Origin of the sequence: Streptomyces sp. NPDC058619 (assembly GCF_042717785.1) — a bacterium.
In the GTDB taxonomy this organism is placed as follows: domain Bacteria; phylum Actinomycetota; class Actinomycetes; order Streptomycetales; family Streptomycetaceae; genus Streptomyces.
In genome coordinates, this window is the sequence record NZ_JBHXQN010000053.1 from 26,044 (window position 1) to 41,317 (window position 15,274).

The window sequence follows — 15,274 nt, forward strand, 5'->3', positions numbered from 1 at the left end:
CGTCAGAGGGCGGGCGAGGCGGAGTGGGGCCGGGCGGGGCGCGCTATCGGCGGTGTGCGGAAGCGGCGGAGACCGGTGGGGCTGGTGCGACCGGTGTGGTGCCCACCGCGGGCGAGCGCAGCGCGGGCAGGTGGCGGGGTGCGGGGGTACGGTGCGGCGGTAGGACCGCCACCGCTTCCTCCAGCTGTCCGCCGATCTGCGCGAGATCCTGGATCAGGTGGCTGGTCTGCGCGGAGAGCATCCGCAGCCGCACGGCGATCTCCTGGCCGGCCCGGGTGTCCATGGCGGTTGCCCAGGTGGCGCAGGTGTCGAGGAAGGCCGTGAGCTGGGCGATGTGTCCGGCGGGGGCGTGGGGCGGCCGGTCGGTGACGTAGGAGATCGCCTCTGCGACGGAGGCGCTGTGCTGCGCGTCGATGACGTCGCGGGTCAGCTGTTCCAGCGGCAGCCCGGGCGGTGATCCACTGTCAGGTGGAGGGCCGTTGGGGTAGAGGACGCCGGGAGGGACCGCGGGTGGGAGGTCGCGGATCGCTTCGTCGTCGGTGTCGTAGCGGCCGATCACGCGCATCTCGGGGCTGTCGATGTCCCCGGCGAGGATCAGGACGACCTCCTCCTCGTCGTCGTCCGGGTGCGGGACGAAGGCGATGGTGAGCTGGCGGCCGGTGGCGTCGTAGAGAGACTCGCGTGGCTGGAGCAGGCGGTGGCTGCGGGCCGAGCGGGCCCGGTCGGTCCACCATCGCTGCTCTCAGCGGTGAGCCCCGGGCTCGGTTCCGGCGGTTGGGCGGGCTGGAGGGCGAGGTCGCGCAGAAGGATGTCGTGCTCGCCCCAGGTCTGCAGGTAGGGCCACAGCCGTGCGTCGCGGTCGGTGGTGTCCTGGCCATCGGCGTGCTCATCCAGGATGCGGATCGCCTGGTTGGCTGCGTGTGCGAGGTCGGTGATCAGCAGGTGCCAGCGGGCGTGGTGCCGGGCCGGGGGCATGGCGTCGATGCTTGCGCTGGCGTGGGCGATCAGCGTATTGAGGTGGGGCCGAAGGTCGACGAAGAGTTCGGCGAGTTCGCGGTTGCGCTCGGCTTCGGCCGCCTGGGCAGCGCTGGGGTCGGTGATCTCGCCGTGGCGGTTGCGGAGGTGGTCCAGGGCCGTTTCGCAGCGAAACTGGATGACTGAGAACTGGATGGCCCAGCTGGTCAGAGCGTTGACCGCCCTGTGTGGAGGTGGGGTCGGGGGGTGGGAAATGGCGGCTCCAGTGGTCTATCTGCGGCTGGGGGAGGCCCCGACCTGTATGGGTGGGGAGGGAAGAGCGCGGGGTGCTGCCGCGGCGCGGACCAGACCGAGGGCCGTCTGGGCGGGTGCGGCTCGGCCGGCGGACCGGGCAAGCTCGACCAGCCCCTCGCCGTCGATCAGCCACAGCGCCAGCGAATCGACGCTCGGGATTTTCCGCGCCGTCCCCGCCTCTTCCTGGGCCGGGCCCGGCTGGCCGAACGCGGCGTCCATGTGCTCCAGGAACGCCTTCTCGTGCGTGTTGAACGCGTGGGCGTCGTTGGTGCGCAGGGCGGTGATGATGTGCGGCGCGATGGCGGCGAAGCGGGCGAAGGCGTCGGCCAGGTCCTGCTGGGGCGGATTCGTGACGGTTCCGGGCTCGAACGCCTCGTGGGCCCAGGCCAGATCGTCCCCCAATTGATTCAACTGCATGTGGAGCACGGCCTGGTGGTAGTTGGCCAGCAGTGTGGAGGTGACCTTGCGGGCGGCGGGGACGGCCGCTGGCTGCACGGTGATGCTGGAGGGCGGCATGCCCGTCTCATCTCACCTGCCTCCCGGTCCGCTAACGAAAGCGCGTGCGGTCAGGCGACCTGACCTGCCTTCCAGGGGGAGGCGACGTTCGACCGTGGCGGTCGTCCTTGGTCGTCATCGGCCGTCCCTGGGCCACGTCTGACGGCCCAGGGACGGCCCCAGGAGCGGAACCTGAACACGATGGCGGCGCAGATCGGACTGACCTTCCTCAGACGATCGTTCCCCCCTCGGAACGGATTGGCCAGGTACGACGCTTACCATTCACCGTTCCGCATACTCGCAGATGGCGCGATCCTGGCGAGATTTCTCGAAATTTTACAACCTTACTCGAAAGGCGGAATTTCTGCGCCTTCACAATTCCGTTTCGCCCACCCGGCCAATCGTGTCGCCAAAGTTCCTTTAGTGCGCCAGCGGGCACGGCAATCTCTTCTGAGGGTGATGGCTTAACTTCTGGAACTAGCGCACTCCAATTTCCGCGGCGGAGTAGGAGCAAGGGGGTGCGAGATCCCACACCGTGGACAGTCACCTGGCCAGGGGACCTGCCGCGGTTCGTCGCGATTACGCGGAGCTTTCCGGATTCATCGACCATCCCCCAAACCTTAATTAGGGCGCCGCCAAACCAAAAAGCGAGGAAGGCGGCAAGGACGCTAAACATGCCCACCCAGGTTGCTACCGCACTGAGGATCTGCATCCACTCTGGGAGGGTGTAGCCAGATTCAGCTGCCATGATGGCACCTGCAAAAGACCTTTGCGCCCCACAGGCGGTACACTGTAGTTTTTTTGCACGTCCCCTTTCCGCAATTTCTGGGCTGGCAGTAAAGTGAGCCGTCGGGTTGATAGCTTGTCGGGCAGTGGGGGTGTCGTCGGAAGAGTGACAGGACATTCCGCTTGTCTTCTGTTGCCTTCAGTTCGGCACCAACTACGACCAGCTGCGCTTCGCTGTTCTCCTCAAGTGCGTACATCATGAGCATCGGGGTAGGGGTTTCGTCGTTGGGGTAGATGACGACCTCTTTTTTGTCCTCGTCAACGTAGTGCGCTTCCAGCCACTGAAGGTCGCCGTGATGGGGGTCGAAGGGAATGGGATCTTCTTCGTCGGGCTCTCCAAGGTGGTCGACTGGTAGTCGGAACATCTGGGCAGCCTTCAAAATCCCCAGGTCTGTCACCCCATGTGCCCCCGGAAGGCGTTCCAGTTCAAGGTAGTTGTGGTCGGGGTTAAATGCTGGAGCGTGCTTCTGCATGACCTCTTGAAGCGAGATCGGGTCAGGGCTATCCCGAACTTGAGTGGCAAACTTCGGATTACTTAGCAGATTTCTCAACAGATTCATCTGTTTCTCCATTCGTTTCAACCAGGATTCATTACCTTGTGCAGGTTTCCAAGGATCAACACACGGCCGAACTGACGACGTCAGGTGGGGCCTGCCTCGTTGCGGCCGGCGGGGGTCGGGCTGGGCTCGGACGGATCCGGCGAGGTGTCGTCGGTGCTGGTCAGCGGGTCGATGCCGAGATGGAAGAGCGTTCGGTCGGCGATGTCGAGGAGGTCGCTCGTGCGGTCGTAGCGGGTGGCGAGCTGGGGGTGGCCCTGCTCCCGGCAGCGGGTGGCGGCGGCGCGCAGCAGGTTCCGTAGGGCGATCAGCCCGGCGTCCTCGCCTCCTGCCGCCAGCTCGGTCAGAGCGTGGACCTCCGCGGGCGTCGAGGCCTCGGACATGGCCTCGGTGCACGCGCGCAGCGGGGCGGCGGGATCGACGGGGACCGGGAGCCCGCGCAGGAATCCCGCGGCCTCCCGGCGCGCCCGGCGGCGCAGTTCGCTGCTGCCGGGCTGGTCGTGGACGGTATGGGTCATGGGGCGAGCGGGTCCTTCTCGTGCTTAGCGGGTGTGGCTCGTGCGGGTGGATGCTGCGGGTGCGGGCGCCGCCGGCGAGGTCTGTGGTGGCCTGGAGCCCCAGGCCCGTGTGGTCACGTACTGGGGGGAGGCGGTGGCGGCGGCCTGCGAGATGTCGGTGCGGTACCACTCGCGTGGGTCCCGCACTGGGGTGGTCTGCGCCGGCTTGGTGTTGGCGGGGTCGAGGGAGTAGTCGGCGTGGACCTTGTATCCGCTGCGGCGCAGGCTCTCGATGGCCTGGCGGGTGCGCCGGGGCCCTTCGTGGGTGGGGGCCGGCAGGAGGTACACGCCGTGCAGGCCGTGCAGCGGCTGGAAGCCGAGACGGGTCAGGTACCACTGGCTGATGTGGTGGGGGATTCCTTGGGCGGAGGCGACGTACCCGTACTGCGGGTGCGTGCCGACGACGAACTGGCCGGGCAGGGGGCGGCTCCTTGCGGATCAGCGGCGCGTGGCGGGTGCGGCGGTGGACGGGGCGGGTGCGGAGGCAACGACCGCGCTGGTGCCCAGCTTTGGCGCAGCCTGAGGCGGTCGGCCGGGGACTGGCCCGGTGGGCTGCCATAGCGCCGGATGGTCGCTGAACCGGGTACGGGGATCGGTCGCCCACCCGACGACGGGGCCGCGCAGTTCCTCGCGAAGACTGATTACCTCGATGCCGTGCTCGTGGAGTACGTAGCACCAGTCCAGGCCGCCGGTACCTCCCTCGTGGACGGACATCCGGAAAGGGGGAGAGCCATCCGGCGTGATCAGGTCGTCCATCTGCTTGCTCGGGTAGTGCTGGCCTCCGGTGAGTTCGTTGACCAGTGCTTCGGGAGTGCCGTCGAGGAGGTCGGTGCCCAGCCCGGACCAGGCGACGGGCACGGCATCGATCAGGTGCCGGTTCATAGCGTCGAGATCGCCGGCGAACTTGTGCTGGTGGGCAGCCAGCAGAAGGGGAAGATGATTGCTGGGGAATCCGTCCCAGTGGACGTAGATGCCTTCGTATCCTCCGGCCTCGGTGGGGCGGGCGATGAAGGAGCGGGTTGCCAGGGGAGTCTCCTTGGAGTGCGGTGGGTGCGGGTGCGTGCCGCAGGTCGGCGGCGTTGCTCGTTGCCGCTAGCCGTTCCAGGTCAGCGGGCCCGGCCCGGGTTGCCGGGTGGCGTGGACGGCAGGCCGGTCACCGGTGCCGGGCTCGTGGGGTACTGCGAGCGGAAGTACGTCTCCAGCGGATGGCGGTCGCTGAGGACGACCTCGAAGCCGAGGCCGCGGAGCCGGTCGGCGGCATCCTGGACGAGGACCTCGGGAGTGAACGGCGAGTTGGTGGCGGTCACGCACAGACCGGTGCCGGGGTCCAGGTGCCAGCGGCCGTCCTCGTGGAGCAGGGCCCTCACGGCGCGAGGCATGAGCACGTCGGCGATCGGCCGCCCGTCCGTAGACCGGCCGATGGTGATCTGCTGGGCCTGCTTGAACCTGGTGCCGCTCGCGATGCGCATCGACGCCAGCCGGTAGTACGGAAGGAGACGGCGCCGTACCGCGGCGGCAGCGCGGGCAGGGTCACCCGGAACCGAGACGGCCTGCGGGTGCGGCGTCGTGTCGTACTCGTAGACCCCCGCCGGCAGCAGCGTGCCGACCAGGAACTCGGTCGGCCGGTAGGGCCGCTGGACGACGTAGAGCTGCAGACCGTGGGCATGGGTGAGGGCGGCCCGCGCACGCTGATGGTCGCCATCACGGCGCAGTGCACGCCACAGCACTCCCTCGTCCCTCTCCCAGAGCCGGTCGTCGGCATGGCTCCACCGATACGGAGTCGGCAGGACTCTGTGGCTCCACGCCAGGCCCAGGCGCGGTACCAGCTCGGCGGTGAACTGCTCCAGGCCAGCGGTGACGGCTCTGGAACGTCTCAGCGTCTCCTGCTCGAAGGGAAGCAGGGAATCTTCTTGGGTCATGCCGAGGGCGCCTGGTGGTGGAGGTGGGCGACGGGCAGGCCGAGCGGCTGCAGCGCGTGCACGGCCTGGTGCACGAGGTGCTCCTGCTGTTCAGCAGGTAGGGAGGCCGGCGCGGTGTATGCGCCAAGCCGCGAGCAGTAGGTGAACCCCCTTGACCACAAGACCCGTTGGATCGGGTCGGAAAGCGGGAGGGATATCGGCCCGGCGACATGCAGTCCTATGTGGATGCTGACGGGGTGGTACACGGGAAGCCTTCCTGAAGGACGAGGTTGGGGGGGGGTGAGGGTCAGCGGCTGCGGGTGCCGCGCGTGGCCGGCGGAGGGGCATGGACCCCAGCCGCGTGCACGCGGGCGGCTACCGGTGTCGACGGGACGCGGGGGAGCCGTGCGAGGAGGGCGTCGATCGCGGAGAGCAGCGGGCCGACTTCGTGGGGGCCGACGGAATCGGTGGAGTCGTAGAGGACCGTCATCGAGGTCCTGTCCTCGGCGGGAGCCTCGTGTGTGGCCATCCATCCGCCTTGCGCCCCGATGAGGACGACGGAGTCGTGTCCGGGTGGCCAGGCGTAGACGAGCCAGTCGTCCATCCCGTACTGGACGTCGCAGACCAGGCCGCGTTCGCGTAGCGGGGTGGTCACGTGGGCGAAGCGGGCCCACGCTCGCTGCCAGCTGGGGTCGAGGACGTTGCGGTGATCCGGCAACGGCGCTAGGAGGCGGGTCGACGGACCGTCCTCCCCCGGCTCTTGCTGCGAGGTCATCGGATCCGGCCAGGCGCGGGTATGACGGCCGGGGGCACCGCGGCAGGTACGTAACGGGCCAGCATGGCGGCTGTCCGGGTAGGGAACACGCGAGTGATTTCTGTTGCCTTGCCGCGCAGTTGCTGGGCGGCGGTGCGCAGGGCGGTACTGGCCTGGTCGAGATGGTCCTGGATAACGACCCGCACGTCCCCCGGCGGGGGCGTGCGCTCGGTGGAGGAGTGCCGGATGTTCTCGTGGAGGAAGCCGAGACGGTCTACTACCTGGCTGAGGTGGGCGAGGGCGGTGCCGAGCGGGGGCGCGCACTGGGCGAGGGCCGCGGTGCCGAAGCGTTCGGCGTGGCTGTAGCCGGTGAGGTTCTCGAACTCGTGGCGGCTGCTGGTGGTCAGTTCCTCGCAGATTTCGGCCAGGATGACGCCGATGTCGCTGACCACGGTGTGGAGGTCCGGGGTGACGTCGTCGCCTCGACGTAGTTCCTCGGCCTTCGGAACGTCGTCGAAGACCCGGTCCACACTCCTCGCGAGCTGGAGGAAGTAGTCAGGGCTGGTGATGTCAGAAATGGCGTGTTTCCTATCTTTTCAGTGCATACGGGAATCGGTATCGAACAGGGTCTGTTCGGCTGGGTGGAGCAGGTGTTGGACGATGAAGGACCGGCCGGCGACCTTCCAGAGGCCGCGTCCGCGGCTGAGGTGGGATATCGCTTCGGTCTCCACCGAGGTCAGGCCGAGCAGGGAGGCCGCCGCGTGGAGCTGGTCGGTTTCCTGGCGGTAGATGATGCGGGTGGAGCAGTCGGCGAGGAGTCCTTCGGCCAGGGCACGGCCTTGGGATCCGGCGTCACCCGCGGTGAGCAGGTCGGAGAGCCGGTGGATGACCATCAAGTTGGCGATGCCGAGGCCGCGGGAGAGCTTCCACTGGGCCTGCATGCGCTGCAGCAGGGGGCCGTGGCGCATCAATCGCCATGCCTCGTCGTAGACGATCCACCTTCGGCCGCCGCGCGGGTCGGTGAGGGCGGACTCCATCCAGGCGGAGGCGCAGGTCATGGCGAGGACGAGCGCGGTGTCGTCGCCGGATCCGCCGAGGCGGGACAGGTCGATCGACAGCATCGGGGTGGCCGGGTCGAAGGCGACGGTGGAGGGGGCGTCGAACATGCCGGCCAAGTCGCCGTGGACCAGGCGGCGCATGGCGTGGGCGAGGTCGCGGGCTGCCTCTCCGAGGTGGTCTGAGACGGTGCCGGCGGCCTGGTCGAGGAGGGCGGGCTGGGCGAGGGTGTGGGCGATGTCGCCGAGGAGCGGGGTCCGTCCTGCTGGGGCTGCGGCCTTGACGACGCCGTCGAGGGTGATGTCGAGGGCGGTGTGCTCCATCGGCATCAGGTCGCGGCCCAGGACGGTGCGGGCGAGGGAGCCGAGCAGGAGCAGGCGGCGCTTGCGTACCTCACCGGCCCAGTCCGCCTCCGCGACGGACGGAGGCCGAGGGGCCGCGTCCAGGGGGTTGAGGCGGCCGGGGAGTCCGGGGCCGAGTGCGATCGAGGTGCCGCCGAGGGCTTGGGCGACGGGGGTCCATTCGCCCTTGGGGTCGCAGGGGACGTACACGCGGTACCCGAAGGCCACCGACCGCAGCGCGAAGGACTTCGCGAGGGCGCTCTTGCCCTGGCCGATGACCCCGGCCAATAGGACGTTGGGGTTGGTGAACCCGTCGATCTTGCCGTACAGGGTGAACGGGTCGAAGACGAAGGCGGCTTCGGCGTGGACGTCGCGGCCGATGTAGATGCCGTCGGCTCCGAGGCCGCCTTCGGCGAGGAACGGATAGGCGCCGGCGGCGACGGCGGTGGTCATTCGGTGGGCGGGCAGGCGCAGCCGGTTGCCGCGGGCGGAGGCGGGGCCGGGTCGCCCGGCGGCCGGGTAGGGGGAGAGGGGCATCTCCTGCTCGGCCGGTTCGTGTTCGCCGGAGGGCGAGGTGGATTCGGCGCGGGCCTTGGCCTGGGCTTCGGCGAGCTGACGGCGGGCGGCCCTGCGGGTGCTGCGGTCGGTGCCGTGGGGGGTGAACAGGGGACTGGCGGAGGCGCGGCGGGCGCGGCGGCCGGGACGGTGCTGGGACATGGGGGCGGATCGTTTCTGCGGAGGCTGCCCTCAGGCGGTGCGTGCCGGGCGGGGGCCGTGGTCGGCGGGGGTGGTCTTGCGGCGGATGGCATGGCCGGAGGCGAGCTGGCGCTGGCAGATGGTGAGGACCGGCGGTCCCTCGGACAGTTGGTCAGGGCGGCAGACCGGGTCCGCGCCGGTGCGCGGTGTGGCGGGCAGGGTGTGGAAGGCGTCGTGGACGTTGGTCGCGGCCTGCCACAGCCGCAGGTGCGCCAAGGCGAGGTGCCGTCCGGCGGCCGGGTGCTGCGGCCGGGTGGTCTCAGCGAGCCGGTCCAGAAGCAGGTGCAGCCCAGTGAGGTGGCCGTGCAGGACGTCGAGGTGTGTGCGGTCGGCGGGAGCGCCGGTGGTTGCGCTCTGGCGGGTGTGGTGGCGGATGCCGGCGGTGGCGGCCCGCAGGTAGGGGTGCGCGTCGCTCACCTCGGTGGGGTAGGGAGCCAAGAGGCGGGGCCTTTCTGTAGGTCAGCGGCGGCGGTGCGCGGGGCGGTGGGCAGCGCCCGGGACGGCCGGCTGGGAAGGGGCGGTGCTGGAGGGTGTGTTGGTACGGGCGGCCTGCTCGGCGCGGAGGTCGATGAACTCGCCCGGTGCGCGAAGCCCGGGATGGCACTGCTCGGGCACCAGCATCACGTCGGGCTCGGTGCCGGGTCCGCCGACGTCGCGCAGCCAGCGCTGGAAGGTCGGCAGCTCGGGGAGCGTGTGGAGAGCGTCGTCGAGGCCGGCTGCGTACACGGCGAAGCTGTACGGCCGCTCGCCGTCGCGCCGTTCGCGGCCAGCGATGGTCACGGTGAAGGGCAGGCGCGCGGGCGGGCCGGTGAGCAGGTCGAGCTGGTTGATGAGGGTGCCGAGCCGGTCGGCGGCCTCAATGGCCGTGGTGATGCGGGCGTCGCCGTACTCGCGCAGGTAGTCCTCGTTCACGTCACCGTCGGCGGTCAGGTACGGAGCAAGCTGCGCCTGGTGCTCGGCCCTGAGCGTGCGGGCCTCATCAATGAGGGCCTGGAGTTCGATGGCCAGACGGCCATGGTCGAGGGTGTGCATGGGGGTGGAAACTCCCGGGGGTGGGGGTCGATCCGTGCCGGTGGGCTACAGGGCGGTGCGGGCCAGGGGGAGCGCTGCGAGGGTGAGGGCCTCGGGCTGCTGATAGATCAGGCGCCGGAGGTCGACCTGGGCGCTGACGGCGGCGGTCTCGATCTGCGCACACGCGGCGTCAAGCTCGGCGTCGGTCTCGGCGGAGACGGTCAGCAGGCCGGTCAGAGCGACGTCCGCGTGCCCGGCGATCAGCTGGCGTTCGCGTTCCTTGACGTCGCCGTACTCGACGGAGTCGGCCTCGGAGTCGACCTGTCCGCGACGCTGGCGCTCGGCGGCGTCCGCGATGATCGTGGCCTTGGTGCGCTGCACGTCGCGCAGCGCGGACTCGAGCCCCTGGGGCACGTATATAAGGGAGAAGGAGCGGCGCACTCCGGCGGTGAACATCAGCCCGTGCAGGAACCCCGACGTCGTCTCGGTCCGCGGCCAGTTCTCCACCCAGTACGTCGCGTGGCGGGCCGTGTCCGTGATGACCCGGTCGTACTCCTCGACCTGGACCACGGGACCCGCGGCGGCCGGGTCGGCCTCGGCCCTGCCGTGCTCGGACCACTGCTGCAGGCCGGCCAGGGCCTTGGGGTCGTACGCGGTGCGCACGACCGCGGCGATCTCGCGGGCGGTGAGCCACCCGGTGACCGTCAGTCCGGCGCCGCGCGCGGCCTGGGCGACGGAGGCGGTGGTCTGCCCCAGCACGGTGAAGGCGCCGGGCAGTCCGCCGCCGGCCTGGGAGATGAGCCGCTTTGCGGCCTTCAGATCCAGGGAGATCGCCAGATAGCTCTCGTGCGGGGCGGCGGCCGGACCGGCGGAGGAGACGAGTTCGGAGTACACCTGCCCGGCGACCGGGGCCTGGGGGTGGCCGTGGGTGGTCCAGTGCCGGGTCAGGGTGTCGCCGGAGTCGGGGACGGTGCGCTCCAGGACCTGCACGGTGGCGATGTGCCCGCTGCGGGCGATGCCGGCCAGTGCCCGGCCCCACGAGGTGACGTTGGAGTTCTGGGTGGCGGGGTCGAGGAGGGCGAAGGCCCTGCTGGAGACGCGGGCGATGGCGGTCAGGGTCTGGGCGTGGGGGTCATGGACGGCGGCGGCCTGCGATCCGGAGGGGGTGACCACGCGCAGCGAGGCGGCAGTTCCGGGCAGGTGGAGCATGCCGTCGGTGCGGGGCCTCGACACCGCGCGGGCCAGCCACAGGCTCTGCCCGGTGCGCTGGCGCTGGGCGTAGCGCAGGACGATCGGCGCCCAGTCGATCAGGGACCGGCCGTGGCGCCGGATGACGACGAGAGCTGCGATCGCCGCCCACAGGGGGGTCAGGGCGAGGGCGCCGACCAGTCCGGTGGACACCACGGTGGCCAGGAGCAGGGCGAGGGCTGTGGAGGTGAGGGTGAGCTGGGGCAGGGACAGGCCGAGCAGGATGCCGCGCCGCGACCTGTGGGGGAATTTGATGGTGAGGGGGAGGACGAGGTCAGACAAGGCGGAATCCGCTTTCGGAGCACGGGGGTTGGAGCCCGGGCGGGACACGGCAGAAGGGTGCGGCGTGTCCCGCCCGGGCGGCGTGGACGGGTCAGGTCAGGAACCGGTGGGCGAAGGCCCGTTCGCGAAGGGACTGCTCGCGGTGGCCGGGCCCTGGGCGGGCGCGCCCTGCGGCGGGCCCTGCTGGGTGCTGCGCGGAACGGGGCCCGTACCGCCCGAACCGGAGGTGCCGGACGGGGAGGATCCGGTGCTTCCGCCGAGCTGGCCGCTGGTGTCTTGGCTCGCGCTGGTCGGCGGAGGCTGAACCGCCTTGGACAGCACGTCGGTCAGCGCACCCCCGCCGGAAGACGGCATCGGGGAACTGTTCTGCTCACCGCCGGAACCGCCGGTGGGGTTGGCGGCGATGTCACCGGGGAACCCGGCGGGGCCCTGCGGCGCTGCGCCGGCCCCGGCCGCGGCACCAGCTCCGCCTGTGGCGGCCATCGCGGCGGCCTTGCGGGCTGCCTGCTCAGTGTGCTGCTTGGCCATCTGCGCACCGGCGCCACCGGCCCGGTGGATCGACTCGCCGTCGGTGCCCTCCGCCGCCCAGTGAACGAACTTGAACGTGGCGTACGGGCAGAGCAGGACCATCATCATGATCACGACGCCGGCGAGGCAGTCGGCGAGCGCGCCGAGTCCGTCCTTGGCCTGGGTCTGCCCGAGGGCGGAGATGCCCAGGAGGAACACGATCGTCATCAGCAGTTTCGAGACGACCAGGGTGGCGGTGGCTTCGATCCAGCCCCGGCGCCAGCGCCGTGCGGCTTCCCAGCCGCCGCCGGCCCCGGCGAAGACCGCGAGGGTGACGAGGACGAGGATGCCGACCTTGCGGACCATCATCACGCACCAGTAGAGGATGGCCCCGGTGCCGGCTCCGATGCCGACGATGCCGGGGATCATCCAGCCCAGCGGCACCATGGAGGCGACGGAGCTGGCCTTGACCATGCGGCGCACCGCCTCCTCGATTGAGGTGCCCGCTGCCGCGAACAGGCCGTCGGACAAGGCGTCGACGACTTCGATGGCGACGGTGGTGCCGGCGATGGCGACGAAGCAGAAGATCACGCCGCTGGCGGTGCCGGTGAAGGCCTGGGTCAGGGCCTGGCCGTCGCGCTTGACGGCGGCCCGGATGAGCTGGGCGCAGAACGTGGCGACCAGGATGGTCAGGCCGATCGGCAGCAGCAGTTCGTAGTTGTCGACGAACCAGCCGGCTCGCAGGTCGACCTTGGTTGTGGCGTTGACGGCTTCGGCGGCGAGATCGGCGGATGCGGCGGCGAACTCGCCGGCCGACTTGGCGATCCAGTTGCCGATGCCCTCGGTGATGGCCTTGCCCGGGTCGTTGACGAAGTCGATGGCGTCGGCGGCGCTGCACAGTTTGCTGGCGAGGGGGATGGAACAGAAGTCCACTGGAGGGATACCTCCTTGTCTTCAGTGGCGTGTTACGGGGCGACGCTCGGGGCGAGGGAGACCAGGGCGCAGTCGGAGTTGGGGCGGCACTGGACGGCGAGGGTGACGGCGCGGTCCTCGGCGCCGCCTCCGCCGTTCTTCCAGGCGATGGTCTGCTTGCCGGTGACGGTGACCGCGTAGATGTAGGCCTCGGTGATCGCGGACGGGTTCTCGGCGAGGGCCTGCTTGAACGCCGAGGGGAAGTGGGCCTCGCTGACGGCGGCGGTGGCGTACTGGGCGTTGTCGGCCATGCGCGACCACAGCACTGGGTCTGGGACCTGTCCGGAGATCGCCGTCCAGTCGGTGTACTTCGTCTCGCTGGTCATCCACGCGTTCATGCCGGCGAGGTGCTGGTCACGGCTGGTGGTGCGGGTGTCGTAGGACCAGAGCATCACTGCCGCCGCCCTGGCGTAGGCGAGCGGGTCGGTGAGCTTGGGCGGAGCCGGGACCGAGCCCGTGCCGACGGAAGGCTTCGGGGCCGTCCCGGCGGGCGAGCTCGGCGTGGGGGCTGCGGGTGAGGCGCCGGTCCCGGGCTGACCGCCGCGGGCGGTGAACCAGGCAGTCAGTCCGGCGGCCCCGAGGAGGGCGGTGATGACCACGGCGGCGACGAGGATCCGTCGGCCGGTCGTCCAGTGCGTGGTGGCCCGGTGCAAGGGGGAGAGGGAACGTTTCGGCACTACTTGACCTGCGTCCCGAGTGCCGAGAAGAACGCGACGATGCCATTGGCGGCGCCCAGGCCCAGGGCCGCGCCCGCCGAGACGACGGCGCCCTTCTTGCCGTTGGCCTCGGCCTGGTGGCCACCGCTGTGGTGGCCCCAGGCCCACACACCGAGGGAGATGGCGAGCGCGCCGACGACGGCGATGATGCCGAACATGTTGATCGAGCTGACGACCTTCTTCAGGACGTCGAGCCCGGGAAGGCCGCCCTCCTTTGGAGTGATTCCGGGGTCGTAGGCGAGGTAGAGGACGCGGTCTGCGAGTGAAATGGGTATGGCGAAGCTCCTTGCGGGCGCGGGCCGGAGAGGCCCTGCGGCTGTGCGGGGAAGGGAGAGGGGCGCTCGGGGCGCGAAGTGGGGCCCGGCGCAGGCCCGCATTGGCGGGCGGCGGTCTAGCTGTTGAGCGTGGGGATGCGGCGGACGGCGAGGATCTGCCAGTCGCCGACCTTCTCGATGCGCACCGGTTTCGTTGTGCGCGGTGCGTTGATCACCAGGCCGGCGCCGATGTACATGCCGACGTGTTCGGGGACGGCGGCGGTGCCGCGGGAGAAGAGCAGGTCACCGGGGATCAGGGTGTTCGCTGGTACGGCGTCGCCCTCCTTGACCTGGGTATACGTGGTGCGGGTGAGCTGGATGCCGGCCTTGGAGTAGGCCTGCTGCATGAGGCTGGAGCAGTCGCAGCGGCCCATGGGGTCGGGGCCGTGCGGCGCCGTGCAGGTGCCGCCCCACTGGTAGAGGGTGCCGAGCTGGTGCATCGCCCAGTCGATGGCGATACGGGCCTTCGGCGAGGCGTCGGCGGGAATCTTGTACCCGGCGGGGACGGTCCCTTCGGGGATGGATCCCCAGCCGGCTCCGTCCTCGCCCGGCTTGCAGCCGCCGGCGCCGCCCGGAGCGGTACCCGTCTCCTGGCCGGTCTGACCTGTTCCGCCGTTCGGCAGCGTCTTGACGATGGCCTGCTGCAGGGCCCGGGCCAGCGGCTCCCACTGCGCGTACGCGTCCGGGAAACCGGAGAGCTGCACGGCCTGGGCGGCCTGGGTGATGGTCATCTGCTGCCACCCCTTGACCTCCAGCAGGCCCTTGTAGAAGCGCGTGGAGGAGTAGACGGGGTCGCGGATCTGCTCGGGGGTGCCCCAGCCCTGGCTGGGCCGCTGCTGGAACAGCCCCAGCGAATCCCGGTCGCCGTAGGTGAGGTTGCGGAGCCGGGATTCCTGGATGGCGGTGGCGAGCGCGACGACCTGTCCGCGCTCGGGGACCTTCAGGGCGATGCCGGTGGCGACGATGGTCTTGGCGTGGGGGATCTGTTCGTCGGGCAGTTCCAGGCCCTCGACGCGGACCGAGCTGTCGCCGCCCTGGCCGCCGAGGATCGCCGCGACCTGCTTGGCGACCGCGGCAGCATCGATGCTGCTGCCGCCGGGAGTGCAGGCGGCGCCTTTGGAGGCTGCGCCGCTTCCGGCGGCGGCCATGGTGGCGGTGGTGGCGAGGACGAGGGGAGAGAGGCAGAGGATGCCGATGGCGGCGGCTACGGCCTTCAACCCGGGGTGCCTCCGCGCTCGCCGGTCAGGGCCGGCGGCCGGGTTTCAGGCAGGGGAGGGCGCAGGGATGGCATAGCGGTGTCCTTGAAGTGTGTGAAGCCCCGGCCGCGCGGTGCCGTGGAGATGTGAGAAGGGGCGCGGTAGGCCGGGTGATGGGTGAGCTGTGCCTCGGTAGGTCGCTGCGAGTTGCCGCTCGCGTCGACGTACGGGCGAATCAGGTGTGCCGGGACAAGGGGGTGCCTCCGTGTGGGCATGACGGGGGGATACGACCATCGGCGCTGTGTGCACCGGGCAGTTCCAAAACAGTAAGTGCGGATTCTCGGTTGACCAAGAAAATGATGATCAAGGCTCTATTTCAAGGGTTTTCGCGGCGACCGTGGTCAACCGGGGATCGTGCCCTACAGTTTTGGAACTCCCCTCGCACAACCGCCTTATGGCCCTATGAGCTCGTAACACGATCATGAGTCGGACTTGTTGAGGCGTCGCCAGCAGATGAGGCTGCAGGCGAGGGAGACGAACGCGTCGTGGAGCTCGGTGC

18 protein-coding genes are annotated in these 15,274 nt (G+C 70.0%); 1 reads left to right on the plus strand and 17 read right to left on the minus strand.

Annotation, left to right across the window (positions count from 1 at the left end):
* Positions 1–43: 43 nt before the first annotated feature.
* Entirely contained in the window at positions 44–565 is a 522-nt protein-coding gene (locus ACFWTC_RS31785; protein ID WP_384029475.1) for a hypothetical protein, read from the minus strand.
* Positions 566–774: 209 nt separating this feature from the next.
* Between ACFWTC_RS31785 and ACFWTC_RS31790 the strand changes: the two genes are divergently transcribed.
* Positions 775–1,161, plus strand: coding sequence for a hypothetical protein (locus ACFWTC_RS31790; RefSeq protein WP_384029473.1), 387 nt, complete (start codon positions 775–777; stop codon positions 1,159–1,161).
* An 84-nt stretch (positions 1,162–1,245) separates the two neighbouring features.
* Here ACFWTC_RS31790 and ACFWTC_RS31795 read toward each other — a convergent pair whose 3' ends face one another.
* The 16 genes from ACFWTC_RS31795 to ACFWTC_RS31870 form a co-directional block, all read right to left on the minus strand.
* The gene (locus ACFWTC_RS31795; protein WP_384029471.1) at positions 1,246–1,785 is read right to left on the minus strand and encodes a hypothetical protein; all 540 of its coding nucleotides are present in this window, start codon (positions 1,783–1,785) and stop codon (positions 1,246–1,248) included.
* Between the two features lie 716 nt (positions 1,786–2,501).
* Positions 2,502–3,110: a hypothetical protein gene (locus ACFWTC_RS31800; protein ID WP_384029469.1), complete on the minus strand. Its 609-nt coding sequence runs from the start codon at positions 3,108–3,110 to the stop codon at positions 2,502–2,504.
* An 80-nt stretch (positions 3,111–3,190) separates the two neighbouring features.
* Positions 3,191–3,625, minus strand: a complete 435-nt coding sequence (locus tag ACFWTC_RS31805) for a hypothetical protein (RefSeq protein WP_384029467.1) — start codon at positions 3,623–3,625, stop codon at positions 3,191–3,193.
* 24 nt (positions 3,626–3,649) lie between these two features.
* Positions 3,650–3,952, minus strand: coding sequence for a hypothetical protein (locus tag ACFWTC_RS31810; protein WP_384029465.1), 303 nt, complete (start codon positions 3,950–3,952; stop codon positions 3,650–3,652).
* 150 nt (positions 3,953–4,102) lie between these two features.
* Positions 4,103–4,546, minus strand: a complete 444-nt coding sequence (locus ACFWTC_RS31815) for a hypothetical protein (RefSeq protein ID WP_384029463.1) — start codon at positions 4,544–4,546, stop codon at positions 4,103–4,105.
* Between the two features lie 224 nt (positions 4,547–4,770).
* A complete protein-coding gene (locus ACFWTC_RS31820; RefSeq protein WP_384029461.1) occupies positions 4,771–5,583 on the minus strand; it encodes a hypothetical protein in 813 nt (270 codons plus the stop codon).
* 286 nt (positions 5,584–5,869) lie between these two features.
* A complete protein-coding gene (locus tag ACFWTC_RS31825) occupies positions 5,870–6,280 on the minus strand; it encodes a hypothetical protein (RefSeq protein ID WP_384029459.1) in 411 nt (136 codons plus the stop codon).
* A 53-nt stretch (positions 6,281–6,333) separates the two neighbouring features.
* Entirely contained in the window at positions 6,334–6,846 is a 513-nt protein-coding gene (locus ACFWTC_RS31830; RefSeq protein WP_384029457.1) for a hypothetical protein, read from the minus strand.
* A 66-nt stretch (positions 6,847–6,912) separates the two neighbouring features.
* Positions 6,913–8,430 carry a VirB4 family type IV secretion system protein gene (locus tag ACFWTC_RS31835; protein ID WP_384029455.1) on the minus strand — a complete coding sequence of 506 codons (1,518 nt, stop codon included), beginning with the start codon at positions 8,428–8,430 and terminating at the stop codon, positions 6,913–6,915.
* Between the two features lie 30 nt (positions 8,431–8,460).
* On the minus strand, positions 8,461–8,886 hold the full coding sequence (locus ACFWTC_RS31840) for a DUF6238 family protein (protein ID WP_384029453.1): 426 nt from the start codon (positions 8,884–8,886) through the stop codon (positions 8,461–8,463).
* A gap of 42 nt (positions 8,887–8,928) precedes the next feature.
* The gene (locus ACFWTC_RS31845; protein ID WP_384029451.1) at positions 8,929–9,501 is read right to left on the minus strand and encodes a hypothetical protein; all 573 of its coding nucleotides are present in this window, start codon (positions 9,499–9,501) and stop codon (positions 8,929–8,931) included.
* 45 nt (positions 9,502–9,546) lie between these two features.
* A complete protein-coding gene (locus ACFWTC_RS31850; RefSeq protein WP_384029448.1) occupies positions 9,547–11,010 on the minus strand; it encodes an SCO6880 family protein in 1,464 nt (487 codons plus the stop codon).
* Positions 11,011–11,106: 96 nt separating this feature from the next.
* Positions 11,107–12,450, minus strand: coding sequence for an ATP-binding protein (locus tag ACFWTC_RS31855; RefSeq protein WP_384029446.1), 1,344 nt, complete (start codon positions 12,448–12,450; stop codon positions 11,107–11,109).
* A 32-nt stretch (positions 12,451–12,482) separates the two neighbouring features.
* Positions 12,483–13,166 carry a hypothetical protein gene (locus ACFWTC_RS31860; RefSeq protein ID WP_384029444.1) on the minus strand — a complete coding sequence of 228 codons (684 nt, stop codon included), beginning with the start codon at positions 13,164–13,166 and terminating at the stop codon, positions 12,483–12,485.
* A complete protein-coding gene (locus tag ACFWTC_RS31865; RefSeq protein ID WP_267839009.1) occupies positions 13,166–13,480 on the minus strand; it encodes a DUF6112 family protein in 315 nt (104 codons plus the stop codon). The genes ACFWTC_RS31860 and ACFWTC_RS31865 overlap by 1 nt, the downstream gene beginning before the upstream one ends.
* Before the next feature lie 116 nt (positions 13,481–13,596).
* The gene (locus tag ACFWTC_RS31870; RefSeq protein WP_384029442.1) at positions 13,597–14,736 is read right to left on the minus strand and encodes a C40 family peptidase; all 1,140 of its coding nucleotides are present in this window, start codon (positions 14,734–14,736) and stop codon (positions 13,597–13,599) included.
* Positions 14,737–15,274 lie beyond the last annotated feature (538 nt).